The 17,894-nt window shown below is 47.8% G+C and carries 13 protein-coding genes and 1 pseudogene; 5 read left to right on the forward strand and 9 right to left on the reverse strand.

Features of this window, described 5'->3' with window-relative positions; all coding sequences use genetic code 11:
* Positions 1 to 265: 265 nt before the first annotated feature.
* The 5 genes from JMJ16_RS01445 to JMJ16_RS01465 form a co-directional block, all read right to left on the reverse strand.
* Positions 266 to 1,138, reverse strand: a complete 873-nt coding sequence (locus JMJ16_RS01445) for an MBL fold metallo-hydrolase (RefSeq protein ID WP_201377846.1) — start codon at positions 1,136 to 1,138, stop codon at positions 266 to 268.
* Positions 1,135 to 1,404, reverse strand: a complete 270-nt coding sequence (locus JMJ16_RS01450; RefSeq protein ID WP_201377848.1) for an acyl carrier protein — start codon at positions 1,402 to 1,404, stop codon at positions 1,135 to 1,137. Before JMJ16_RS01450 ends, JMJ16_RS01445 begins: the two co-directional genes overlap by 4 nt.
* A gap of 108 nt (positions 1,405 to 1,512) precedes the next feature.
* Complete coding sequence (locus JMJ16_RS01455; protein WP_201377850.1) at positions 1,513 to 2,784, reverse strand: beta-ketoacyl synthase; 1,272 nt, start codon at positions 2,782 to 2,784, stop codon at positions 1,513 to 1,515.
* Positions 2,781 to 4,058 (reverse strand): beta-ketoacyl synthase, encoded by a 1,278-nt coding sequence (locus JMJ16_RS01460; protein ID WP_201377852.1) that lies wholly within the window; start codon positions 4,056 to 4,058, stop codon positions 2,781 to 2,783. The genes JMJ16_RS01455 and JMJ16_RS01460 overlap by 4 nt, the downstream gene beginning before the upstream one ends.
* Entirely contained in the window at positions 4,058 to 5,098 is a 1,041-nt protein-coding gene (locus JMJ16_RS01465; protein ID WP_201377854.1) for a class I SAM-dependent methyltransferase, read from the reverse strand. Before JMJ16_RS01465 ends, JMJ16_RS01460 begins: the two co-directional genes overlap by 1 nt.
* A 727-nt stretch (positions 5,099 to 5,825) precedes the next feature.
* Here JMJ16_RS01465 and JMJ16_RS01470 point away from each other — a divergent pair.
* Both JMJ16_RS01470 and JMJ16_RS01475 read left to right on the forward strand, forming a co-directional pair.
* The gene (locus JMJ16_RS01470; protein WP_201377856.1) at positions 5,826 to 7,190 is read left to right on the forward strand and encodes a nitrate/nitrite transporter; all 1,365 of its coding nucleotides are present in this window, start codon (positions 5,826 to 5,828) and stop codon (positions 7,188 to 7,190) included.
* A gap of 324 nt (positions 7,191 to 7,514) precedes the next feature.
* Positions 7,515 to 8,708 (forward strand): hypothetical protein, encoded by a 1,194-nt coding sequence (locus JMJ16_RS01475; RefSeq protein ID WP_201377858.1) that lies wholly within the window; start codon positions 7,515 to 7,517, stop codon positions 8,706 to 8,708.
* Between the two features lie 113 nt (positions 8,709 to 8,821).
* Here JMJ16_RS01475 and JMJ16_RS01480 read toward each other — a convergent pair whose 3' ends face one another.
* Entirely contained in the window at positions 8,822 to 9,283 is a 462-nt protein-coding gene (locus JMJ16_RS01480; protein WP_201377860.1) for a pentapeptide repeat-containing protein, read from the reverse strand.
* Positions 9,284 to 9,947: 664 nt separating this feature from the next.
* Between JMJ16_RS01480 and JMJ16_RS01485 the strand changes: the two genes are divergently transcribed.
* The 3 genes and pseudogenes from JMJ16_RS01485 (at position 9,948) to JMJ16_RS01495 (ending at position 14,152) form a co-directional block, all read left to right on the forward strand.
* Complete coding sequence (locus tag JMJ16_RS01485; RefSeq protein WP_236601114.1) at positions 9,948 to 11,138, forward strand: hypothetical protein; 1,191 nt, start codon at positions 9,948 to 9,950, stop codon at positions 11,136 to 11,138.
* 83 nt (positions 11,139 to 11,221) lie between these two features.
* Positions 11,222 to 12,887: pseudogene (locus tag JMJ16_RS01490) on the forward strand (IS1182 family transposase).
* Between the two features lie 338 nt (positions 12,888 to 13,225).
* Positions 13,226 to 14,152 (forward strand): TIGR03621 family F420-dependent LLM class oxidoreductase, encoded by a 927-nt coding sequence (locus JMJ16_RS01495; RefSeq protein ID WP_201377866.1) that lies wholly within the window; start codon positions 13,226 to 13,228, stop codon positions 14,150 to 14,152.
* Positions 14,153 to 15,148: 996 nt separating this feature from the next.
* On the opposite strand, the gene JMJ16_RS01500 is transcribed toward JMJ16_RS01495, so the two are convergent.
* The 3 genes from JMJ16_RS01500 to JMJ16_RS56630 form a co-directional block, all read right to left on the reverse strand.
* Positions 15,149 to 16,414, reverse strand: a complete 1,266-nt coding sequence (locus JMJ16_RS01500) for an MFS transporter (RefSeq protein WP_201377867.1) — start codon at positions 16,412 to 16,414, stop codon at positions 15,149 to 15,151.
* A gap of 273 nt (positions 16,415 to 16,687) precedes the next feature.
* Positions 16,688 to 16,960, reverse strand: coding sequence for a DUF5348 domain-containing protein (locus JMJ16_RS01505; protein WP_201377869.1), 273 nt, complete (start codon positions 16,958 to 16,960; stop codon positions 16,688 to 16,690).
* 746 nt (positions 16,961 to 17,706) lie between these two features.
* A complete protein-coding gene (locus JMJ16_RS56630) occupies positions 17,707 to 17,838 on the reverse strand; it encodes an NUDIX domain-containing protein (RefSeq protein WP_201382687.1) in 132 nt (43 codons plus the stop codon).
* Positions 17,839 to 17,894 lie beyond the last annotated feature (56 nt).

The following is a 17,894-nucleotide window of genomic DNA, read 5'->3' on the forward strand; positions in this document are numbered from 1 at the left end:
GCTGTAGATTTTGTAATTGCACTGGAGTGATGCTGAGTTTGCATTGGAGTGTGTGGTGCTGTTTTGGAGTAAGCAAACGAGTGGTGATATTTCTTGTGTACTCCAGAAGAACGCCACAAACTCATCAGTAACAAGGAATACATGTTTGACTCCGCGCCCTTCTCTCCTACCACTCCAAAACAGCACCACATCCACTCCAGTGCAAACTCACACTCCACACAGGCCATCGCTTTTACGGGTAAAAGCGATGCAACGCGAACCTTCATCATAGAGGTTTACTAAGAACCGGAGCAGAGAGATCAGTACGACTAATTTCGCCTCTTGCTTCTTTCATAGCTCGCTCAAGATTGATAGCGTGGCGCTCCGACTCCAACCATTCGCCTAAAGGACCTGGATCAAATTGAGCCAAAGCATCCCGCAATGTTAGCTTGGCCTGTACAGCCTCATACCCCAGGTTATGAATGGTCTTGAAATAGTTCCGTAACACGAGAAGGTCTTCAAGTGTGCCAAGAGAACCATGACCAGGAACCACAACCTCAGGCTTCAGGGCAATCAAAGTATTCAAGGCCTCTATCCAGCCTGAAACCAAACCGTTGAGCGCAAGAGGAACAACCCCCTTAAAGCCGACATCGCCAGTCAGAAGCACTCGCGATTTGGGGAACCATACAGCGAGATCCGCTGCTGTATGAGCCGGCATAAAGGTAAGGATTTTACCTTCCTGTGGCAGAGGCATAGGATCTGGCAATGGTTCAGGGGTAACCAGCTTCAGGTCGGCAAAATGCTCCTTGAACCGCGGCATCAAATGCTCATAAACAGAAACAGGAAATCCCAACTTTTGTCCTGCGTCAATCGACCTGGGATGAGCCAGGATACGAGCACCTGTAAAGACTGCGTTACCACCCATATGATCAACATGGTGGTGCGTATTCAAGACAGTATCGACATGTGCTCCCTGGCGCTCAATCGCCTGCGCCATCTGTGCCGCCATCTCTGGAAAGGTCATTGTATCGACAACACAGGCCCTACCCTGCTCTACAATGAAGGTCGCATTTGAGACCCCCATTTCCCCCTGTCCATGAATGACCGCGAAGATACCGTCAGCGACCTCAGAGATTATTTGTTTTGGCCACTCGCTCATACGCTCTGGACCTGTTCCGCTGCCACAGTCTGCTCGACCAGTTTGACAAGATCTTGAACAGTGGGGCAGCTTTTTAAGCTAGTAATAGTGAACTGTTTAGAGAACTCTTTTTCTAGCGCGACGCCTACTTCCACAAGTTCAATTGAATCGATATTCAGATCATCCGAGAGATGAGTCTCTGGAGTCAACGCTATACCTTCGGCGTAAGGGCGAAGAATTTCATAGACACGTGAAGAAACTGTCGCTTGTCCCGAATCTTTAGCCATATTGCGATTCTCCTTTCGCACATTGTCAACGTATACTACAACTGCTTACCCTGAAAAAAGAAAAGTGGTGTGCTATGCGCTTCCCATTCATTCCGTCTTCTTTGCGCGCTAGGCCCACGTGCGCAGTAACACAGAAGCATTCGCCCCTCCTATACCACGTGCGTTAATGAGACAGCGATCAAGATGGTCAACGGAACGAGGAGTTTGCGGCACATAGTCCAGGTCACACCCCGGTGCTGCCTGATCCAGGTTGAGCGTCGCAGGAAGCACCCGGTGCTGCATCGCAAGCAACGCAATAGCCATATCAACGGGGAATGCCGCACCAAAGAGATTGCCAAAGGCAGATTTAGGTGTCGCGACCGGAACACGCCTGGCTGCCTCTCTCAATGCCAAGTGAATAGCACGCGTCTCAGAGACATCCTCATCGGGTACCGCGGACCCCGCTGCAAAGAGACAATCTACTTCATCAGCAGACGCATCGGCTCGCTGCATGGCCCGAGTCATAGCCGCCGCGTAGCGCTCGCCGTCAGGGGCTGGTTGTACCGGATGATAACCATCATTGGTTGATGCCCAACCTGCCACCTCAGCCAGAATAGTGGCGCCACGCTTCTCAGCATCCTCCGCCCGTTCCAGCACAAAAAAGGCTGCACCTTCACCCGCAACGAGCCCATCGTGCGCTTCATCAAATGGCCGATATGTCTCTGGAGAGCCAGTCACAGCTTTCTTTGACATGAGCCCTGAGGTTTCATAGCAGAGAGCGGCATAGGGAGAGAATGGAGCCTCAGTTCCTCCAGCGAGCATAATATCTGCGCGTCCACGTTGGAGACAATCGGCAGCATGCATGATCGCAAGCGCGCCACTGGCCCGGTCGCTGAGAAAGGTACGCCCAATACCTTTGATGCCAAAATAAATAGACATATTGCCTTGCACTGCGGCCGGGAACCACGCTGTTGCCATGTGAGGACTGACATCACGCGGCCCTAAAGCCCAGAGATGGCGCAATTCGCGTTCGGCAAACTCCCATCCGCCCAGGTTATTGCCAACCGTAATGCCGACACGATGGCTATGCTGCTCTTGTTGGGTCCATACAGGCTTTTTCCCGTCAGACAACAATCCTGCGTCCTGCAAAGCCAGGTGTGCGCTAATCAAACCAAAAGTCGAAAAGCGGTCGATCTTGCGAATGAGGCGAGGGCTAAGATAGGCTTCCGGGCGAAAATCAAGCAGCTGCCCACCAACACGACACTGGATGTGTGATGTCTCAAAGGTTGTAAGCGGCTTCAATCCATTTTCGCCAGCTAGAAGCTTTTCCCAAAGAATCCCAGAGCCAATCCCATAGGGAGAGATAACCCCCATACCAGTGATAACTATTCTTGCCATCATTCTTCCCTTGTTGCGTAGGACTCGAGGACCATAGCCGCATGCAAACCAGAAAAACCACTTGCTGTCGTCAACATACGTTGAATAGGGTGAAACCGAGCATGATTTGGAACGTAATCCAGATCACAACGCGGATCTGGATTCACCAGATTAATCGTTGGGTGAATACGTTGTGCCTGCATACTCATTGCGCATGCCACAACTTCTACGGCACTGGCAGCGGCCAGCGCGTGTCCCACCATCGATTTCGTTGAGTTGACAGGAATTGTCAGGGCATGTTGCCCTAATGATGTTTTCAGGGCCAGGCTCTCAAAATAATCATTTTGCGGCGTGGATGTTCCGTGTGCATTCACAAAATCTATAGCCTGAGGCTCTATATTGGCATTGCCTAATGCCCCTGTAATGGCACGCGCGAGGTCACGGCCTTCCGGCGACATGTCGGTCATGTGAACAGCATGCTCTGTAACGTCACAACCTGTGATCTCAGCATAGATTGGTGCATGGCGAGCAAGAGCGTGTTCTAGTTCCTCAAGCACCACAATGCCACATCCTTCAGAGAGCACAAACCCATCACGATCAACACTAAATGGCCGTGACGCGGCTGTCGGGTCAGAATGATGTGAGAGGCAATTAATAATGTCAAATGCCGCAATAGTTATAGGGGTGATTGGTGCTTCAGACGCGCCTGCTATCATGACATCGTGGTCGCCGTACGCAATGCTCTCATAGGCATAACTGATCGCATCTAGACCAGCAATACACCCAGTTGATAAGGTGACACATTCGCCTTGAAAACCGTAGCGCGAGCCGACAGCCAGAGCCGCGGAGTTTCCCATGGCAGCTGAATAGAGGAAAGGGGAAATTCCCTCTGAGTGAAAAGCTTCCTTGCCCCCATTCGTCGATTTCGTAAATTCAAGATCAAGGGTCTGTGTGCCACAAATCGCAGTAGCCAACGTTATGCCAACACGTGATGCATCCCATGAATCCTGGTCCAAATGTGCATCAAGAAAGGCCTGGTGAGCCGCGGCAAAGGCGAATTGGATAAAACGATCAGCCGAATGATAGGCAGTGGGGACCTGATGGATTACTGGATCAAAGCTCGAAACTTCACAGACCGCCTGCGCACCAAACTCATGATGTCCAAAGAGCGGGGAACAGGTAACCTTATCCAGCGCTACTGCCCCCGAGACTCCATCCAGCAAATTCTGCCAGAATGCTTCTTTGCCAATACCAGCAGGTGAAACCACTCCCAATCCAGTTATTACGACACGGCGCATTATAAGCTCTCCCCTTTATGCGCAACGACCACTGGAAATGGTCCGGCAACATGAAAGCGCTGTGCATCCTGCAGCCCAATCTCAGTCAGCCAGTGTACAATCTCGCCGACGGTTCGTATACGGCCCTGTGCGGTATTGACGAGCATTGAAAGATCAAGCGTAATAGCAGGAGGAGGCCCATTGCGATCGTCTGAATAAAATACATCTGCAACGAGGAGTGTGCCCCCGGGGCGCAAACTCTGCATCAGCCTGGTAAGCAGGGCTTTTGCGCGTTCGTCACCAATGAAACGATAGATGTGTCCACAAAGAATCAGATCATATGCAAGAGGGGGAAACGCAAAGGTTTCCATGTCCGCCTCAATCCAGGTATATCGATGCTCCAGTCCCTGTGCAAGGATGTGTTGCTTTCCCTCAGCAACGACCTCGGAAAGGTCAAGGGCTGTTACATAAGCATTGGGGTATTGCATGGCGAATGCGGCGCTCCATGGGCCACTTCCTGCGCCGACATCAAGTACCTGTAACGGTGCATCCTTCGGCCTTCTCAAAGGGAGGTCGGCCGCCGTGCGACTGGCAATTGGGAAAACGAGAGGGAAAAGATCGACGACACGCGGGGCGAAAAATGCCTCCGCTGTAGTTTGATCGCCCAAATCGCGATATGGTGCCGCCACGCGCATGGTCCGGTCGAGTTCAAACCATGCCGGTACATAGTCGACCATAGCCAGGGTATCACCGCCAAGATAAGAGGATTTCCCCTCGACCAGAAAAAGGTCGGCAATAGGGGTCAAACGGTAGGTGTCGCCTTCTCTTTTTACTAATTCTAGCCCTTCCAGGCCCTTCAAGAGACGTTCCAGTGGTTCTTGATGAGTGCCAGTAAGAGAAGCCAGCTCAACAGACGTGAGCGCCTTCTCAGCAAGGTGGGTAAAAACGCGAAGTCGCACAGAAGCCACTAACATGGCTGTACGAGCAAAAGCATAATTCATATCGAGAATCATTTGCGGAAGAAGCTTTTGCTCTTTATGACCAGATAGAGAAGCGGTCATAGAATATTATTCCTCCTCATGAGGAGACATACGTATATAATTTACTGCCCAAAGAGGGCAGTAACAGATACACTGCTTGGTAAATATGCTCCCTTATATAAGGAGCATGCTAATTGAAATTTTCAATGTAATTCCTAAATAGTAGCAATTACTAATTTCTATGAAGAAAAGGAGAGAGAGTATTTATCAGGAAACAAGCATTCCTAATAGACTCCTTCCCCAACAGGATAAAAACTCTTTTAGCTGCCCACCAAGCGCGACCTTTAGTTCAAAATAACAGATCTATATGCCATCTGTCAAGCGTGTAAGCTATTTGTATCTTATGCGGTATATAATGTAGAATAATCTTGAAATCCACAAATAACTCTTCAGACAAATTGACACAATATGAATCACTTTAAAGCAAATTGTTAACTCTAAGCACTTATTAATTCCAGAGAATTTCAAAAGAAGTTATAAACTAGGCCAACTTATTTTGCTATTTTCTTCAGTAAAAGCAGTGCCGTTGGCATATACTTATACTACATTGGTACTTATAAGTAACAATAAATTGACTTATAGCTCCGCAAGCACTATCTTCTTATAATAAGAAGATGAGATGATTGTTTAAAATGGAATTAGAGGGGCCTTACGGTTGAGTAGAAATACTGAAAAATACAAGGTCACAGCAAAATCTAGACCTCGAAGAAAATACAAACAACTAGTACAGCAAAAAACTAGTAATCAATTGAAGACGAAGGTACAAACTATCCAGACTCCACCTAGAGCAAAACAGGAGTACCTTACACGCGCTAAATCTCAGACGCTAGCTAAATCTCAGACACTGATAGAACAGCCCGCACCCAAAGAGCACCTGGCCATCTCTAAACCTTCGCTACGAAATGGTCGTCAAATAGCATGGCGGCTCATTGCCATTTGCATAGCCCCGATAGCAGTCTGTGTCAACTTTACTAATTATGGGCCGCTTATACCAGTGTTACAAAATGAGCTACACATCAATAGTGGTCAGATTGGGCTTTTTTCGACGTTGCTCTTTCTGGGTATTGCTCTCACAAATATTCCTGGCGGCCTCCTGGCGGATCTCTTTGGGTCACGCTTAACTATGCTTGGCTCACTCATACTTGTTAGCGCTGGTTCGCTACTCTTTCCGTTAATCCCTAATTTTACATGGATGGTAGTTTGCCGGGCTATGATTGGCTTAGGAGCTGGCGCAGCGTTGGTGGCTGGCTCCCATGCCACATCAGAGTTAGGACGGTATGAAGCTTTAGGTCAGGGATTGAATGGAGGAGTGGCACAACTAGGAGCGGGGCTTGGACTCTTCGTCACGCCACAACTGTTAGGACCTCTTGGTTGGCAAGGTGCACTATTCGTCAGCGGAGGTCTAGGTATTCTGGCTTTCGTGGTATGGTTCTTTGTTCCGTCAAATAAATCTGATCATATTGGAGAAGCACACCAGCAAGCCAATCCTGTGACGGGTATTCGCTCGCCTGCTATTTGGGCGCTAGGCCTCTCAAATATGGGTACGTTCGGCCTGGGGAACGCTATTACGGCCTGGCTTGCCATATATTTTACGACTAAGTACAATTTACCTCTCGTACTCGCAGCAGGATTTGGCTCAATCGGCTTATTCGCAGGCATTGTCTTCCGGCCCTTGGGAGGTTTATTGCTAGCGCGCACTCGTCAGCCACTGCACTTCATTCGAGCGGGAACAATTATGGCCTTTCTTGGCTTAGGTGTCCTGGCACTACCAATCGCTTCTCTTCCCCTTGCTTGCATCGGCTTACTTCTGCTCGCACTAGGCACAACACTGCCCTACGCCGCGATTTTTAGTACCGCATCGGCTATTGGGAAAACAAGCCCCATAGGTTCAGGCGTTGCCCAGGGCCTAATAGCAATATTGGCATCACCAGTAGCAATCGCAGGCCCGCCTATTATTGGGCTACTCCTTGAGGAGCAAAAAAATAACTTTACCCTGGCCTTCGGGGTCATTGCCGCCACTTTTTCGATAATCGCTGTCATTGCCTCTATGCAACTAAAAGCCCCAAACAGGCACATAAAGCATAGTAAGTTATTAATACCCAGATATCAATAAAAATTTATACTCAAGCCTGCTTTTTTTGACCTGTCAAGCCTAGTTTGGTATTATAATACTGACAAAGCAAGAGAGGAGTTACATGCAAGGACTATTGCATATCTAGTTGGCGATAGAAGGTGTTCATATTGAAATTAGAAAGAAGTCCGGTCTGAAATTCGAGAGCTCATCTCTCCATTCTTAGATTTGATCGACGATGTCCATGTACTTTGTCTATCCAAATATTCAAGGCAATTATTGCATCGCTGCATTCATAAATATGAATCCTTCTATTCAAAGTATTTCCCGTAATTTTGTCACTCTTAGTAGAGGAGATTAAATCTCGTGAGTAGAGATTTCTTCACAGCTCATAAGGATCAGTTCCCTTATGACAATCAGAACAATGCAGGCGGGCAATCAACGATATCAGTGATTGACCAGACTGTTGAGAAGGATGTAAGTCCTTTACGATGGTGGTATCGCTTCACCGCTCCCAAACCAGCACCTGCAAATGCTACCCTCCAGCAACGAGATATATCTCGTCGTGGCAGACTCACCAGTGCAACCTTGCTTGTGGTTATTCTCCTGGTTCTAGCAGCCGAGCCCACAGCTATCTTCGGAACAAATAAGGCCTTAGTCTTTATTTTGCTTATTCCCGTGTTCATTGATATCATAGCGCTCATTTTTAATAGAGCTGGTAAAATTACCACCGCTGGGATTCTGGTCATTGTCGGCATTGAGGTAGGACTCGTTCTCTCTATTCTTGGACCTGCTCTTGGCTCAGGGGGACTGACAACCTACGCCTTACCACAATATGATCTGCTAGTCCAAGCTGAGTTTGTAGCTGTCACATTGTTACCTCCGGGCACAGTATTTTTGATGCTTTTCCTTCACTGTGCTTTTATCGTTGCCACTATCGAACTCCTGCCACATACTAACGAATTCGCTGCCGTTTTGACAGCCAATCATTACGATTTGTTGTTGCGACCTATTACGTTGCAAATCATCGTGGCTATTGTGACCTATCTATGGGTAACAAGTGCAAATTATGCCATCAAACGAGCTGATCGTGCAGAAGTTGTAGCAGAGTTAGAACGCCGCGAGGTAGAGCGACAACAACAAGAAATTACGCTAAAACAGCAGTTGGATGAGGGGATTCAACAAATTTTGCAAACGCATGTAGAGGTAGCTAATGGTAACTTCTCTGCGCGCACACCATTGAAGCAGGAGAACGTTCTTTGGAAGATTGGCTACTCGCTCAATAACTTATTAGCACGGCTACAGAGCTTGAACCAGGCGGAAAACGAGCTCCAGCGCGCCAGAGCTGAAACAGCACGTCTGGTGGAAGCTATCCAAAAAGCCAAGTATGGTCAGCCTATTAAATTTAACCGCACAGGAACACACCTGGACCCACTTATTTTGGAGCTTATGGGCAGCACATCTCTTTCAAACCCGGCCAAAAACAGCCAACAAGTTCCCGCGCAGGAGAAATCTCCACAACAGCCTAGAACAAATGTAGAGAGAAAAAAATATCGCTAAATAGCCAAGTAGAATGACGTAAAATGTGGCTGGGTGCACTTCGAGAAGTATTCAGCCACACTACAGTCATAAATACATATCTTCTCCCAAAAATCCCTAGTGTGCAAGGGCGCTTAATCACCGCCACCAAAGATACGCCTAAGACCTGATCGCCTTTTTACATTGTCAAGTATAGCTCCATCTAAGTTAGCAGCTTCAAGAATTGTCCCTCGCATATCTGCTCTGGTAAGATTCGCTGCTTGCAAATTGGCAAAACTAAAATTAGCTTGTCTCAAATCGGCATCCGTGACATCAGCGCCGGTCAGATTCGCGTTACTGAGATCTGCAGTCGTCAAATTAGCGGAGCGAAGAATTGAGATACTGAGATTAGCATCTTTCAAGTTGGCACCTTCGAGGTTCGCAGAAATAAGGTTGGCAAAGCTCAGGTTAACCTGACTAAGATTAGCCCCTTTCAAATCCGCCCGGCTGAGATTAGCTTTGCTCAAATCAGGCTGTATCTTTGGGTTTGCCTGTCTCCATTGATTCCAGTAGTTCGTTCCCTGTTTGAGAACATAAAGATGTTCCTGGCGTGCCATTTCTTTGCTCCTTTACCCAGGTATGTTAGCAAAATATGAGGAAGAATCAGGCAACAAAAATAATAAAGGTACGATAGCAGCTAGATTAGAAAGTCAGTATATAATTTACTTTCCTAAGCAATTCCCAAGTTTCCCTTTTAGCTGCTATTACCTATCCTATCAGGTAACACGCTTTTCGATGAAATACACACAAGTTTGTTTCTTCTGCTTATCAATTCGAAATAAGAAAATTTTAGAGAAACATTAACAGTTAATGCAAAAGGATAAAACAGAAGATAAAAATTGGAATGCTCTCATCAATGCCTAACCTCAGAATCTTGCTTTACGTCATAACGATCATGTTAGGAAACTTGGTACTTTCTGTCAAGAAACTCTACAAAATAGCTACTCATGGCCATCAGCTCCCAATTTATAAACGTAGCCAAAATTGTTACCTTTTTGCAACATCTAAGTAAAGACACTGACCCTCGCGCTAGAATCATGATATTCAACCTTTTTGATTAAACTTATGCCACCACAAATTCAATTTTAATATTTAAAAACGCTCTCTTATAAGGTAATTATCACTATTAAAAACAGAATACAAGTTTACAGGTAGAGCCGCACTAACTGGTGAAACTGGGAGGAACTTGAAAAAATCAGGCCCCATTGGCAAGATATGTGTATGCAAACCCACAGATCTAGCCCAATGGAGCCGTCGAAACAATTTTGCCCCAATGTGGCGTGCTCCGCAAGAGGGCAAACAGGGGCCGGCAATATCACCATTCATGATCGCAAACGGCAGCGCTACCGCTGTACGCGCTGTCACAAGACCTTTAGCCAGCGACGCGGAACCATGGTGGAAGGGCTTCGCAAGCCAACAGAGTTGATCGTCATCGTGGTGACCTTATTGTCCTATGGCTGTCCTATTCAAGCCATTGTCCATGCCTTTGGTCTGGATGAACGTACCGTTGCGTCCTGGCGAGATAGAGCAGGTGCTCATTGTCAGCGGGTTCATCAAGACGTGGTCGAAACAGGACAGCTCGATCTGACCCATGTGCAAGCAGATGAGATTCGTGTCAAAGGATGCAAGATCATCGCCTGGATGGGATTGGCGATGATGGTCTCCACCCGCCTCTGGCTTGCTGGGGCGGTACGTCTAAGCCGAGACCGCAAGCTCGCGGATGTCCTGCTGCAACAGGTTCGACGTTGCAGCCAGACGTTGAAAGCGCTGCTGGTGGGTACCGATGGCTGGGCGGCCTACCCAGGCAGCATCAAACGGGCTTTTCGCGAAAAGGTGAAGCTGGCACCAGGGCGAGGACGGGCCTGCTTGCACATCTGGCCTGACCTGCATATTGGAACGGTGATCAAACGAACAGAGAAAAAACACGTGGTTGAGGTGACCCGTAACATGTCACACGGCTCTCAGACCGAGGCAGAGCGTCTGTTGCATCAATCGGCAGGAGGAAGTGTACTTAACACGGCCTTCATTGAACGCTTGAATGGCACCATGCGCCAGCGGCTTGCCACTTTGACGCGCAAATGCCGTCATAGTGCACGTCGCCTGCGCCCATTGGAAACAGGAATGTATCTGATTGGCACCACCTACAATTTCTGTTGGCCGCATCAAGAACTCTCCAAATCGACGCACATGGGGAGAGCGTGCACACCTGCAATGGCTGCTGGCCTCACCGACCATATCTGGTGTGTCGGCGAGGTCTTACAGTACAAAGTCGCTCCCTCGCCGTGGGTTGAGCCGAAACGACGAGGGCGACGAAAGAAACAGGCTGACCTACCTGTTCCCTCAGTGAAGCAATCCAGTCATCGACCGCTGGTCCGCCTTCGTCAGGGGCAATTGTGCTCAACCACCGGTTAGTGATAGTGTTGGCGAATTGATTATGGAGCAAAATATGAGATACTAAAGGAGCACAAAAAAGACAAGCATTCAGGAGAGAACCCATGTCACTACATCCACAAGCGATCCCGCCAGTCCCAGAAGAAACCGTACAGATAGCACGCGCCATTTTGCCCAAGGGAAATACATGTATTCATATGCGAGATGCATTAGGAACGTTTTTTCAGGATGAAGATTTCCTGGACCTGTTTCCAGCAAAAGGACAACCAGCGGAATCCCCTTGGCGGCTCGCTTTGGCGATGGTGATGCAATACGCAGAGGGGTTAACGGATCGGCAAGCAGCGGATGCAGTGAAAACGCGCATTGATTGGAAATACGCGCTTCCGCTTGGAAATCAAGGATCCAGGATTTGATTTTTCCGTGTTGAGTGAATTTCGTGGTCGTCTCCTGGCTAATCAAGCTGAGCGCCGTCTTTTTGATCTCATGTTATCTCAATTCCGAGAACGAGGCTGGATCAAAGCGCGAGGCAAACAACGCACGGATTCAACGCATGTTCTGGCAGCTATTCGAGCTGTGAACCGTCTTGAAGGTGTTGGAGAAGCCATGCGCCATGTCCTCAATATCCTGGCAGAAGTAGCTCCCGATTGGCTTCTTGAGCGTGTTCAACCTGAATGGGAAAAACGATATAGATCACGCTTTAGCGACTTTCGTTTACCAAAGGACGAGAAAGCGCGTCAAGAGCTCGCAGAGCAGATTGGAGCTGACGGCCGAAGGCTCCTGGAGAGCATCTGGGGCAGCACAACCCATGCCTGGTTACAAGAACTCCCAGCCGTAGAGATTCTGCGAAGGATTTGGATCCAGCAGTATCACGCGAATGAGCAGGGAACGCCTTGGAGAAAAGATCAGGAGCTTCCCCCAGCAGCGCTCTTGATCCAATCGCCATATGATGTGGAGGCGCGATACAGCAAGAAGAAGCAGACAGGATGGGTTGGCTACAAAGTGCATTTTACCGAAGGATGTGACGCTGATCAGCCTCATTTTGTGCTCGAAGTCACCACGACAGCATCCACGCTCCCAGATGGAGACGTCATGGAAAATCTTCATGAACGCTTGGCTGGCAAGCAACTTCTCCCCAGCCAGCACTTGGTCGATAAAGGCTATGTGGACGCCGAACTGCTTGCCACGAGTCAGCATCGCCACCAGGTTGATCTGGTTGGGCCGGTTCTTCCTGATACCAGTTGGGCCTCAAAAGAAGCTGGGCGTTTTGATCATAGCCACTTCCACATTGATTGGAAGGCCAAACAGGTCCTGTGTCCGGCTGGGCAGACAAGCCGAGATTGGGGACATATCCCTGATCGACATGGAAAGCCAAGTCTGCGTATCCGGTTTCCCCTTCCCCTTTGTCGGGTTTGCACACTTCATGAGAAGTGCTCGTCAACCGCAGCCAAAGTGCTCATTTTGCGACCAGATGAAGCCAGCTATGTGGCACTTCAGCAGGCTCGAAAACGTCAGGAAACCGCTGAATTCCGGGCGTTGTATGCAGCGCGAGCAGGCATTGAAGGAACCGTTGCTCAAAGTGTACGTACCTGTGAGATACGCAGATCCCGATACATTGGCATGAAAAAACTCAATCTCCAGGCGTTTCTAACAGCGACCTCCATCAACATGCTTCGGGCTTGTCATTGGATTGCAGAAGCGAAGCTGGCAACCACGCCAACCTCTCGTTTTGCAGAGCTGCTCGCTTCTGTCAAGCAAGTAGCTGTTGCGTAGCTTCTGCTCATTCGCCAACAATATCTTAGTGTGGCTCTACCAGTTTACAAAGATGCTCTTAAATTTCATCTCTTTAATAGCGCCTTATTGTTTAAGGGCAGAATATATGTTACACTCAAAACGCCCGTATTGATGGGTTTTAACTTATTGGAACCAGTATCACCTTAGTATTTTGTTTTAATTGAGGTAGTAATACTTGATGCTTTCTATACTTCACCACTAGCCTGCTCTGTTCCTCAATTAAAGCAACAGCAATCTTTGGAGACCTGGAGCAATTACCCTACGCAATCGATCCAATATGTGCGTATTTTGTTCATCACGACAAGGAGTTCTTTTCTATGACAAGCATTCGTCCATTCCGTTTTAGCATTGTAGCGGAGGTGGCAAAATCACGCAAGGAATGGCTTGACAAGGCTCATCGCGCAGAAGATCTTGGATATACAACCTTGCTAATGCCAGATCATCTCGGATTTGATGTCGATCCCATTGTAGGCCTTATGGCAGTTGCAGATGCCACATCTTTACGTATTGGTAGCCATGTTTTTTGTAATGACTTTCGCTATCCCATTGTCTTGGCACGCCAGGCAGCTAATCTCGATCTCTTTTCAGAAGGACGTTTTCAGCTTGGTCTCGGATGTGGCTACCTCGCTGAAGAATATCACCAGGCTGGCATCTCTCTAGATCCAGTTGGAGTCCGCATCTCGCGTTTTGAAGAAGCTCTTCAAATCATTAAAGCATATTTCCGTGAAGAGCAAGTGACATTTTCTGGCAAACACTATCAAATTCAAGGGTTGAAAACGACTATCAAGACTGTGCAAAAACCACATCTTCCCATATATGTTGGTGGTGGCGGGAAGCGTATTCTTTCAATTGCTGCGCGGGAAGCTGATATCGTAGGACTAGTCGCTCGTAACAATTCTAAGGGCCTGGACTGGACATCTGCCCTACCCGATGCAAATAGAGAAAAACGGCAATGGGTACGCGAGGCAGCGGGAGAGCGTTTCTCGCAACTAGAGTTTAGTTCAACCATTTTTATTGCTGCAGCGACTGACCATCCACAGCCTGCTGCTCAAAAAATTGGAAGTCATCTAGGCTTAACGGCTGAACAGGCTCTGGATTGCTTGCATATACTTATTGGCACTACCGATCAAATGGTCGAGGAATTACAAAAGAGGCGTGAGCTCTTTGGCATCTCGAATATTGAAGTAACTGAACCACATATGGAAACTCTTGCACCAGTTATCGCACGCCTGGCTGGGAAATAGGAGCGCAATATATCACTCATCTTGCGTCAAACGCAGGCTCTCAACGCTTTTTACCATGCATTTACCTGGTTAAAGGCAAGTATATTGCCGCAAAAGAAAAGTCATCTTTCAGAGCCATTTTGAGTCTGACAGAGAAGGGCTTTAGCCCGCCGCAAGCCATGCCGTTTAACGGCAGTGGTGAGGCGATTGTAGCTTAAGCCCTTGCCCTCCTTCCTGTTTACGTCTCTTCACTTCAAGGCGAAGAGCAAGAATAATCGCTTGAGTATCACTTGCTAACCCTATGTACCTACTGCTGCGTTCCTCATTGGCATGAATAAAACGCTGAGTCAAGGTTTAGAACCAATGCAGGCATGTTTTGTCCATAGACTCTGCCTGGCAGTAATGATAGAGCCAATGAGGAACGCAGCACTACCGCTGGTTTGTTGACTGCGGATTTTGGTCCATTTGAAGCCCATCAAAGAGTGACCAATTGAGCTCATATTGCTCAGGATATTCACTCGAAATCCCGCATGATTCCCCGAGGCAACAAACTAGCGCTACAACGCTCTTCACAAAGATTGAACCATTCATTAGGCATATCGAGGGGAAAGCTCTGCTTAAAGACAGGCTTTCGCTTGTTGTTCTCAAAGAGGAATATGACAGAAGATGTCATGAAGGTTGCTCTATACTCAGCAGGTGAACCTGAAACGACACTATTACAAAATAAGGAAGAGATTATCAAACCGGCCCATAAAACCCCTGCTTTTAGCCGTGGGGAGTCGTCACATGAACCAAACTCAGCATGGCGTCCAACATGCCACATGATCTCTCTGTCTTTCTTCATGACACTCTCCACATCTGTTGTTTTTGAGGGTCATCTTCGGTCATGAACGAGACAAATGCATCGTTCATGACCGAATTTCTTATTGTCGCCATCGGCACTTCTCATTATCGCTCAACACAACGCATTCCATAAATAAAGGAAAGTATCATTCATTTCCTTCACAAAGCGAGTCATTAGTGTGCCTTAACAAAGAACATGATGGCAGCGGCAAGGGCAGCGAAACATGCGAGGACTGCAAACAAAACAACATAACTGTTGTGCGTTTGTTCTAAAATTAGCCCCGCTACAAGGGGACCTAGGACCATGGGCAAAAAGATGCATGTATTCATCCACCCCAGATCCCGTGCAGCATCCTCTTGCGCTGGAAGAATTTGCGTCACGAGTGCCAGATCGCTACTCAAGAATATTGCCATGCTCAAACCAAACAGAATTGCAAGCAGAGGAATACCTGACCAGTTCCTTGTAAGCATAAAGAGAAGCAGAGTGACCATTACGGAGAGCGAACCGGCAATGACAAAAATTTTGCGTTTTTGTAGGTGATCTGAAAGCCATCCAGCCGCAAACGAGCCAATGAGCAAGCTCGCGGTAAACAAGAGAAAGAATTTCTGTAAACCTGTGCTCAGTGGTTGGCCACTTGTTTGCGGATACTTGATATCGAGTAAGAAAAATGCTAGGTAATTTAAGGTTGTTGTGAATGACAGGAACAAGAAGAGCCGGGATACCCACGTGAGCGCGAAGTCACGGGTGAGGCGCAAGCGTTTGCTCGTACGTTGTTGCTGAACATGATCGGGAGCGAGTTGTGCATAGTCTTGATGGAATGCCTTTTCCTGACAAGAGAACAGAAAGACGATAAGAAACATGATCGAGGCTTCCAGGAGCAATAGATAGGCGGAGGATATATTTGTTTGCGCCCCCAATGCTTGCCCGAATACATTTCCCACCATAGGGGCCATGCCAGCCAATCCAGACGTGATTGCACGCCTGCGAATAGGGACCCCAGGTAGGAAGGCACTAAGTGCAGCCATGATAACCCCGACACCAAATTGAGATACAACAATTCCGGTGGTAAGTAAGCCAATGGTATGAGCCTGACTTGCGAGCAAGAGGCCAACCGAGAGAAATACGGAGCCAATGAGCATCCAGAGACAATAGTTTCGTGCGCCCCATGAAGAGCGATCAATCAGCATGCCAGTAAGAGGGTTCGCGAGGACATTTGCCAGCGCGCCGCAGGTGACGACGAGAGAAAATAAAAACGTTTGCTGTTGCGGAGCAATTTTTGTGATGTGCAGCGGCAGAAGAAACGTTATAATCGCCATGCTTGCTGTCCCCATGCTGATATTGGCGATGACATAGGTAACAATCCAGAGCCAGACATTCTGCAACAAATGTGGTGCCGTTGTGGGCCGTGCTGTTTGCATTTGCGACAAGGGAGAATTCATAGGTAAATTCCATTCCTTTTTTATGGAAGATAAAATGCACTACTATTTTACCCCAAGGTTGCTTACTTTCTCTCAATTGCATGTTTTTCGATCTGAATAGGCCAGTTTTATGTCTGCAAGAGGGTGGTGTGCCTTCGGCACATGATATCTTGACAATACCATTCTTTTTCTTGAAATGATTTATTTTGCTCATGCAGCGGCATAGTGCCATATCGCACCAAACGTTTCGCAGTCATCGCTCTTTGCCATGCACAAACGAGAAGAAACATATAATTAGGGCAAAGGCGTCTCTTGACAAGATGGCAGCTGAGCGACGTACACACGCGCTGTGAGTCCAGCACGAAGACGGATACCAATGTGATTGCGCGTTTGAAGATACCACCCCGCTGCATTACTCTGTACTTGTCCAGGGATCCAATCATGAAAGACACATATTTCGATCCACATCTCTGGTGTGAGCAGTTGCTCATTGAGTTGGAGCTTGTGGTGATGCATGTCATAGCGAAGTACTCCCGGTGAAAGACTCCCCTCATGCTGATTGATCATAGCAACAGTTGGCTTTCCTCCTTCTAAAAATAAGGGCTTCCGTTCAGAGAAATCCAAACAAGCACGCCTCTTTTTATGAGAGTGAGATGTGAATCATATTCTGGCAGAATCCTTTCATCATGATACGGTAACATAGCGTAAAGTCTCACAACAAGCCTTGTCTCTCCAAGAAATCGTGGTTTCGATCAGGTTGCTTGCCAATTTGCAGCGTGAAGTGATCCCGATGGAGTTGGCCCAGTTTGGAGTGGTCGACGAATGTAGAAGGAGAAGATGGATGGGACTCTTTGGCATGGACCAAAAAACGATTCAGGTACCCGTTTGATGATACAAGAAACGTTGCCTAACCGAGTTCTCAGATGAAGCAGCCTCTGGAGTCAGGCCACTGCTCAGAAACAGCTGTAAAATGCACTCGTATCATCGAACGGGTACCTGAACCAGCAAAGTGGGTTCATGACCACAGGGAGCGCCTTAAAGAGATTCTTTGGGGAAAGAAAAAAATATATTCCCTTCTCAAGAGGTTACAAATAGCTAGTAAGAAAAGCAGCTTTTACAGCCTCGATGGGATGATAACGTAGCTGCTTCAACTCCTCAGAAGTAAACCATTGTGGTTTTTTCTCGCCATACGGTGTCCTTTCTGCTGTGAGCGTTCCTCCTGTTACGCTCCCTAAAAAAGTCACAGTAATGCAATGCCAAGGGTTCTCAGGACGGATACGTTCAGATACATCTATCAGGTATTCGAGACGGGCTTAGAAGCCCGTCTCTTCAAGCAATGCACGGATGGCGACTTCTTGAAGCGCTTCTCCAAAGGCAACGTCTCCACCTGGAATACACCACTCTCCAGGGGCATCATCTGTATGAGCGTGTGGAACGAGGAGAATTTTCTTGTCTTGGAGTTGACGTTTAAACTAACACGAGCCTAACTGAGCCATAGAAT

Source organism: Ktedonobacter sp. SOSP1-52 (genome assembly GCF_016587395.1).

Coding starts and splice junctions, on each gene's coding strand:
- JMJ16_RS01445 (WP_201377846.1), bottom strand. CDS start 1,138: ATGAGCGAGTGGCCAAAACAAATAATCTCTGAGGTCGCTGACGGTATC.
- JMJ16_RS01450 (WP_201377848.1), bottom strand. CDS start 1,404: ATGGCTAAAGATTCGGGACAAGCGACAGTTTCTTCACGTGTCTATGAA.
- JMJ16_RS01455 (WP_201377850.1), bottom strand. CDS start 2,784: ATGATGGCAAGAATAGTTATCACTGGTATGGGGGTTATCTCTCCCTAT.
- JMJ16_RS01460 (WP_201377852.1), bottom strand. CDS start 4,058: ATGCGCCGTGTCGTAATAACTGGATTGGGAGTGGTTTCACCTGCTGGT.
- JMJ16_RS01465 (WP_201377854.1), bottom strand. CDS start 5,098: ATGACCGCTTCTCTATCTGGTCATAAAGAGCAAAAGCTTCTTCCGCAA.
- JMJ16_RS01480 (WP_201377860.1), bottom strand. CDS start 9,283: ATGGCACGCCAGGAACATCTTTATGTTCTCAAACAGGGAACGAACTAC.
- JMJ16_RS01485 (WP_236601114.1), top strand. CDS start 9,948: ATGCAAACCCACAGATCTAGCCCAATGGAGCCGTCGAAACAATTTTGC.
- JMJ16_RS01495 (WP_201377866.1), top strand. CDS start 13,226: ATGACAAGCATTCGTCCATTCCGTTTTAGCATTGTAGCGGAGGTGGCA.
- JMJ16_RS01500 (WP_201377867.1), bottom strand. CDS start 16,414: ATGAATTCTCCCTTGTCGCAAATGCAAACAGCACGGCCCACAACGGCA.
- JMJ16_RS01505 (WP_201377869.1), bottom strand. CDS start 16,960: ATGATCAATCAGCATGAGGGGAGTCTTTCACCGGGAGTACTTCGCTAT.